Genomic DNA, 7,273 nt, shown 5'->3' on the forward strand with positions numbered 1-7,273 from the left:
GGGGAGGTTAGACGTTCCCGCGTGCGTCCGGAGGGGGCGCATCTGTGAGGCGCGCCTGGCGTCGGTGAGTGGCGAGCCGCGTCGACGAGCCGCGGCATTCCTCGGGCGTACAGCCGCGGGGCGCTTTTCCCGCGCGGATGGACGCAGCACCTTTCGAGCGTTGATTCCCGAGAATGTGATGGGGAGGCTTCGAGCCATGTCTTTCGATTCCGTCGGCCGTATCCGTCGTCCGGTGGTGGAACTGCCCAGACGTCCGCCTCCGCCTCCGCCCGCCGAGGCGAAGCCCGCCGCGAAGCCCACGGGCTACTCCCAGGCGGACACCTTCGAGGCGAAGCCCGCCGCCGAGTCCTCGGCACCCGCGGGCAACACCTGGTCCGGAGACCTGCCGTTGTCGGAGGCCCGCAACGCGCACCGCACCAACACCAAGGAGGAGTTCCAGGCCGCGCTCGACAGCGACGCCAACTGGTTCGAGGGGGATGTCCGCAAGGAGATCAACAACGACACGCCGGAGATGCGTCACGACAAGGCGCACGAGGATGGCGACAACCTCACCCTCAATGAATGGCTGACGATGGGGAAGGAGTCCGGGCGCGGGCTCAAGCTCGACATCAAGGAGAGCGACCAGGTGCCGGCCGTCCTCGATGAAATCGAGAAGGTGGGCATCCCGCAGGACCGGCTGATGCTCAACCTGGGCTTCGAGGCCATGGAGAAGTGGGGGCCGGAGATTCGCGAGCGCTTCCCCAACGCCATCCTCGCCATCAACCCACCCACCGACGGCGAGGTGAAGGCCGCCGACGCCCGGAGGATGGTCGAGCAGGCCGAGAAGTTGGGCGGCCCCGTCACCTTCGTGGTGCGCCACGACAAGCTGTCGGACGAGGCCATCGAGACCTTCCTGCCCGCGGGCACCGTGTCCGTGTGGGGCGAGGCCGACGACCCGGTGAAGGCCGCCGAGGCGCTGCGCGAGCGGGGCGTCAACGGCGTCGTCGACATCGCCGGACCCCACGGGAACAACTGGGGCGGCAAGGTGGACGCCGCGAAGAACTGGCTCCGCACGCAGTGGGACAAGGCCTTCGGCGGCTGAGTCAGGCTGGCGGTGGACGGGACGCCACCGCCAGGCCTCAGGCGCGGGGCTGGGACTGCCGCAGCCACGCCACCGTGTCGCTCAGCGTCTGGCGATGAGCGCGCGGCTGGTAGTCGAGCTCCTCGTGGCTCCACAGGGTCTTGAAGCCCCAGTGGCACGTGGACATCTCGAGCACGACGGGGTCCGGCAGCTTCTTGAGCGGCACCTTCGAGCCCAGCTTCGCCAGGCCCTGCACGACGAGCGTGGGCACGTCGGGCTTGTCCACCTTGATGCCGGCGACCTCACCCACGCGCTCGAAGAAGGTGCGCAAGGGCAGGGACGTCCCGGGCAGGTGGTACGTGTCACGCCAGGTGTCGCGCCGCGCCAGCTTCGCGAGCGCGTGCGCCACGTCGCGCACGTCGGTGAAGGCGATGCCGCCCGCGGGGATGAAGGGCAGCCGGCCGTTGAGCACGCGCGCGACGTTGGTCGTCGAGCGGCCCAGCGTGTCGCCCGGCCCGAGCAGCACCGGAGGCCGCACCACCGTCAGCTCCACGCCCAGCTGCTTCGCGAGCTTCCTCGACTGCTCCTCGGCGCGAATCTTCGACAGGTAGTAGGGCCAGCGGCCGACGACGCCCTCCGCGTAGAGCGAGTGCTCGTCCGCCTCGATGGTGGCGTGGGGGAAGCAGCCCACCGTGCCGGACGTCGACACCAGCACCATCCGCGCATCGAGCGCCTTCGCCGCGCGCACCATCGCCAGGGAGCTGTCGATGTTGAAGCGCACCATCTCCTCGGCGTGGTGCCGGCTGTGGTGCACCATGCCCGCCGCGTGAATCACCACGCGCGTGCCCTTTGCCTGGGACAGCCACGCGTCGGGCTCCATCGGCGTGCCCGACACTTGCTGAACCTTCGCGTCGAGCGGCGAGCGCACCAGGGCAATCGCGTCGTCGCCCAGCACCTCCAGCAGGTTGCGCCCCAGAAAGCCGCTGGCACCCGTGACGAGCGTCTTCACGACTGCACCTCGCCCCGCCACGCACAGGCCTGCTGGAACTGGGCGAGCTGGGCCGCGTTCGGTCCCCACTCGAGGTCGTCACCCGAGGGCTTGACGATGTCGAGCGACAGGAGCGCCTGCACGATGCCATCCAGGTGCGGGCGGTGCGCCACCGGCACGGCCTTCAGCTCACAGGGCGCGCTCACCTTCGTCGCCTCCAGGTAGTCGCGCACCACGGGCTCGAAGAGCGCCTTCACCACCGCGTCGACGCGCGCGTCGCTCATCTCCGCCAGCGGCGTGGCGCACCAGCGATAGCGCGACAGGTGCGTCTCCAGCGCGGGGTTTCCCGGCTGGCGCGCCAGTACGTCGCCCGCGAACCAGTTCTGCCACTGGTTGCGCAGCGAGTGCGCCAGCGTCGGGGTCAGGGGCGAGGGCACCGGCAGGTCGCTGGCGATGACGCGCCCGCCCCGCCGCTCGATGGCGTCCTTCAGCCACGCCTCGTCGACGCCCGGAATCGGGTGCTCGGCGAGGAACGCGCGCAGGTGGAAGCTGCTCACCGTGGTGTGGCGCTGCAGCTCGGCCATCACCGTGTGGCTCAGCGCGCGCACGTCCGTGTCCGGGCCCATCGCCTGGGGCTGGCCGCACGCCACGTGGACGCGGCCCAGCTGCACCTGCCCCCGCGCGAGCCGGCCCAGCCACGACATGACGCCCGTGAGCGTCATCTTCGGGCGCGGCTTGCCCGACAGCTCCTCGCACAGCGAAGCCTCCTCCGGGAGCCGGTCGTAGGAGATGGCCACGGGCAGGACGACGAACTGGCGCCCCGTGTTCTGCAGGGCGCGCAAGAGGCCCCGCTTGGGCGGCAGCATCAGCCGGGCGCGGCTGCGCTGGCCCTCGATGAAGAACATGAGCGACGCGTTCTTCTCGGTGAGCCGGCGCAGCTCCTCGCCCAGCTCCGGCACCTCGCGGCCCACGCCGCGCTTGATGAAGAAGGCCTGCGAGTCCTTGAGGATGGGCCCCACCACCGGGATGCGGCCGAACTCCTCCGCCGCGGCGATGTGCGGCATGGAGATGCCCAGCTCCGGGTGCTGGAAGCACAGGTAGCTGGTGAGCAGGAAGTCGAAGTAGCTGCGGTGCGTGGGCGCCAGCACCACCAGCGCGCCCGGGGGCACCTGCGCCATCGCGCGCTCGAACGAGGGCCGGTCGAACGTCACGTCGCTGGTGCAGTGGCGGAACGTCTTGCGCAGCGCATAGCCGAACACCTTGAGCGTGGTGTTGGCGGCCGGGCGCTCCTTGAGCCACGTGCTGTCCGCCCGCCCGTCATCGTGCTTGGGCCCGGCGAAGGACACCTGCGACTCGTCGCGCGACAGCAGGTGGCGGTACATGCCCTCGTTCACCACGCGCACGTACTCGCGCGGCTCGAAGCCGGGGACCTCCAGCGGCGAGGCGCGCACGAAGTCGAAGGTGTGGTGCGTGAAGTACGAGAAGCCCTCGTTGAGGTACTGGACCTTCTGGTCCGCGCGCACCAGCTTGCGCAGGGCCTTGCTCTGCCCGAGCACCGTCAGGGCGGCCTTCTGCAGCTGCACGGGCAGCTCGCGCCGCACCAGGTCGACGGCGTCGAAGCCGTGGTCCTTGCGGCCGACGAACATGTCGGGCGCCTTCACCACGCCGGGGCGGTGCTTGAACCACTCGATGGTGGTCGCCGCCGCCATGTCGATGCGCAGCGCCCGCTGCACGCCCATGGTGGCGTGGACGATGGGCACCGGCTGACCCTCGGCCGGCATGGGGCCGAACACCGCGCGCACCACTTCACTGGCCACCACGTCCACCGGCACCACGTCCAGGCGCACCGACGGGTCCGCGTTGAAGGCCCGCACCACGCCCAGGCCGCTGTACAGCAGGCACCCGGCCAGCGCCGCCGGGCTGTCGAGCCAGGCGGGGAAGGGCGCGCGGTGCGCGGCCGACACGATGCTGGGGCGCACGATGACCACGGGCACGTGGCCGCGCCGCTCGCAGATGAGGTGCTCGGCGACGCTCTTGGTGAGCGTATAGGTGTTGGGGTGGCCGGTGAGCGTCAGCCACTCGCGGCCGTCGCCTTGCGCCACCTGGAACGCCTCGTAGAGCTCCGAGGCGGGCTTGGGCAGGTGCGCGAGCTTCTCCTCGATGGGGCCGGGGCGCCAGACGCTGACGTACGCGGTCGACACGTCGACCATGCCCACCACCTTGGGGCACTCGCGCGCCAGCTCCAGCACGGACAGCGCGCTGCGGATGTTGGCGGACGTCGCCTGCGCGAGCGGCAGGTCGAACTCCACGCTCGCCGCGCAGTGCACCACGTGCGTGACGCCGCCGCGCACGGCGTCCCGGTCCGCGGCGGACAGGCCGCAGGCGGGCTGCTCCAGATCCCCGCTCACCACGTCGACCTGCTGGGTCCAGCCGGCCGGCAGGCGTGAGAAGCACGCGGCCTGGGCCACCCTGGCGAAGCGCTCCGCGGCCGACTGCACGCGGCCCTGACGGTCCTTGGACTCGCGGACCAGCACGGTGACGCGCTCGACGCCCTGGTGGAGCAGCGCCTCCAGCACCACCTTGCCGACGAAGCCGGTGACGCCGGTGAGAAAGACATGGCGGGACATCAGTGAGGCTCCTCGTTCGGGGTGAGCGCCACCGGGCCGTTGATGCCGCTGTTCGACGCGCCGAAGACGTTCTCCGGGTCGATGGCCGCCTTCACCTTGCGGTTCAGCGCCAGCGCGCCCTCGGAGTAGACCTCCGGCAGGAAGTCGCGGCGGATTTTACCGACGCCATGGTGGTGCGACAGTGAGCCGCCCGCGGCGAGGATCTCCTCTCGCGCCGCGTGCTCGAGCGCCGCGTAGGCGCCCACCGGGTCCTCCACGCCCTTCGCGTAGAAGCCTAGGTAGAAGTAGATGACCACGCCCGTCTGGTAGACCTGGGTGAGGCGGCCGGTGAAGAACACCTTGCCGGGCAGCTTCAGCAGGGCGTGCTCCTTCTCCACCCGGCGCTGCACGCGCTCGTAGAGCTCCAGCGCGCGGCTCCACGGCACGCTCGTCTCGAAGCTCTCCGCGATGGCCCAGTGCTCGAAGGTGAGGTCGCGGATGTAGGCGATGCCGAAGGTGAGCTGGTAGCCGCGCTCGCCGTTGGCGCCGCCGCCCTTCATGCCGCCGTGCGCCGCGGCGATGCGGTAGAGCGTCTTCTCCTGGAAGTCGACCTCCTCGCGCGAGCCCTCGAACACGATGGTCGCCACCGCGAGCTTGTACGGGTCGAAGCCCTTGAGCTTGGTGACGACGACCTTCTCCAGCTCGCTCTTCAGCTTCGCGGCCAGCCCGTGCTTGGCGGGCTTGAGCGCCTGGCCGAAGTGGAACTGGGTGTTGTCCATCACCCGCACGCTGGCGGGCACCGCGCCGGACTGCTGCAGCTCGTAGAGGAACGCCAGGCCCTCGGCCAGGTCCGGGAAGATGACCGAGCCGTAGCGCTGGACCTCGGGCAGCGGGAAGAGCTTCACCACCGCCGTGGTGATGATGCCGAAGTTGCCCTCGCTGCCGAACATGTACTGGCGCGGGTTGACGCCCACGCTCTCCCGCGGCGCCTGGCGCGGGCGCTCCACGATGCCCTGGGCGGTGACGACCCGCATGTCCAGCACCAGGTCCTCGATGTTGCCGTAGCGGTTCTTCTTCATGCCGCTGGCGTTGGTCGCAATCCAGCCGCCCAGCGTGGAGAACTCCAGGCTGTCGGGCTCGTGGCCCATGGTGAAGCCGAACTTCGCCAGCTCGCTCATCAGGTGGCGGCCGGTGGCCCCCGCCTCGATGCAGGCCATGCGGTTGACGGTGTCGATCCACAGGACGCGGTTCATCTGCCGCATGTCCACGGCGATGACCAGGCGCGCTTCCGACAGCGGGATGCGCAGCGCCTCGGTGACGTTGGTGCCGCCGCCGAAGGGGATGACACACGCGCCGTGCTTCGAGGCGGTCTCCACCAGCTTCACGACCTCGTCGTGGCCGCGCGGGAAGACCACCAGGTCCGGGACGCGGTCCAGCTTCGTGTAGCGGATGGCCCAGATCTCCCCGCCCGTGTGCCCGTGGCCCCGGCGCAGCCGCTGCTTCGGGTCGTCGGTGAGCTGGTCCTCCTTCAGGAAGGCGCGCAGCGCGGTGAGCAGCGCCTCGTCCTTCTTCGCCTCGGGAATCTGGGGCGGGTAGTGCGGCTCGTTGCGGTTGTCGTAGCCCAGCGGCGAGGCCAGCCTGGCGGCGAACCACGGCATCAGCTCCGGCAGCGCCACGTTGCTGATGTTGTAGCGGGTGCCCGTCAGCAGCGTGCTGCCATCAGGTTGCACCACGAAGCGCGTGTCCTCGAAGCCCCAGCCCTGCAGGGATTCGACGTCCTGCGACGCGGGAGCGACGGGGGGCGTGAAGCGCGTGTCTCCAGACGACACGGTGGACGACTTGCCGTCGAGGCGCTCGCCGGCTCCGCTCTGCACCGCATTACCCAGACGGTGCAGCAATCCTGATTTGTCAGCCATGGTCGCGCGCAGTGGTACATAGGGTTGCTCGCTGCGTCAACGCGCGCGCTTTGCGCAGGTGCGCACCGCGCTACGCACTTTGGGAACGCGTGGTCTCGTAAGTACCCAAACGAGACCTCGGGTCTCGTAATCCGAATTCTTCCGAGACAAGAAGTCTCGTAAAGAGGGGGCATGCGTGTAGGCCGACCGAGGGACGAGGGCGTGCGCCGGGCCATCCTGGTGGCGGCGCAGGAGCTGGTGCTGGAGCGGGGCTATGCGGCCGTCACCATGGGGGACGTGGCGAAGCGGGCCGGTGCGGGGAAGCAGACCCTGTACCGCTGGTGGCCGGGGAAGGGGGCGCTGGTGCTGGACGCGTTCTCCGAATGGGTGAGCCAGGCGCCCAGGCTGCGCGGCCCGCGCAGGCCGTCGCTGTCCTCCACGCTGGTGGAGCTGTGCCGGGGCGCCTCGGAGGCGGCGCCGGTGCTGCGCGCGCTGATGGCGGAGGCGCAGTTCGACGAGGACCTCCACCGGCGGCTGGTCGCCCAGCTGGTGCGGCCGCGGGGCGACGAGCTCCGGGCCTGCCTCGTCGACCGGCGGCCGGCGGACCGGGAGCTGGTGGTCAACGTGCTCTCCGGGCTGGTGTGGCAGCGGCTGATGCTCAACGAGCCGCTCGACGCGCGCTTCGTGCGCTTCGCCCTGAGGGTGGTGGAGCGCATCTGAAGGG

The 7,273-nt window shown here is 70.3% G+C and carries 5 protein-coding genes; 2 read left to right on the forward strand and 3 right to left on the reverse strand.

Annotated elements, in window-relative coordinates:
* Positions 1–196: 196 nt before the first annotated feature.
* Entirely contained in the window at positions 197–1,081 is an 885-nt protein-coding gene (locus tag FL311_RS06175) for a DUF2181 domain-containing protein (RefSeq protein ID WP_194869077.1), read from the forward strand.
* A 37-nt stretch (positions 1,082–1,118) separates the two neighbouring features.
* On the opposite strand, the gene FL311_RS06180 is transcribed toward FL311_RS06175, so the two are convergent.
* Genes FL311_RS06180 through FL311_RS06190 form a run of 3 tightly spaced genes read right to left on the reverse strand, consistent with a single transcriptional unit; the run spans position 1,119 to position 6,570 of the window.
* Entirely contained in the window at positions 1,119–2,069 is a 951-nt protein-coding gene (locus FL311_RS06180; protein WP_194869078.1) for an NAD-dependent epimerase/dehydratase family protein, read from the reverse strand.
* Complete coding sequence (locus FL311_RS06185) at positions 2,066–4,675, reverse strand: SDR family oxidoreductase (protein ID WP_141324006.1); 2,610 nt, start codon at positions 4,673–4,675, stop codon at positions 2,066–2,068. Before FL311_RS06185 ends, FL311_RS06180 begins: the two co-directional genes overlap by 4 nt.
* Positions 4,675–6,570, reverse strand: a complete 1,896-nt coding sequence (locus FL311_RS06190; protein ID WP_141324007.1) for an FAD-binding oxidoreductase — start codon at positions 6,568–6,570, stop codon at positions 4,675–4,677. Before FL311_RS06190 ends, FL311_RS06185 begins: the two co-directional genes overlap by 1 nt.
* 171 nt (positions 6,571–6,741) lie before the next feature.
* On the opposite strand from FL311_RS06190, the gene FL311_RS06195 reads away from it, so the two are divergent.
* The gene (locus FL311_RS06195; protein ID WP_141324008.1) at positions 6,742–7,269 is read left to right on the forward strand and encodes a TetR/AcrR family transcriptional regulator; all 528 of its coding nucleotides are present in this window, start codon (positions 6,742–6,744) and stop codon (positions 7,267–7,269) included.
* The last annotated feature ends 4 nt before the right edge of the window (positions 7,270–7,273 follow it).

Origin of the sequence: Myxococcus sp. AB025B, assembly GCF_006518215.1 — a bacterium.
In the GTDB taxonomy this organism is placed as follows: domain Bacteria; phylum Myxococcota; class Myxococcia; order Myxococcales; family Myxococcaceae; genus Myxococcus; species Myxococcus fulvus.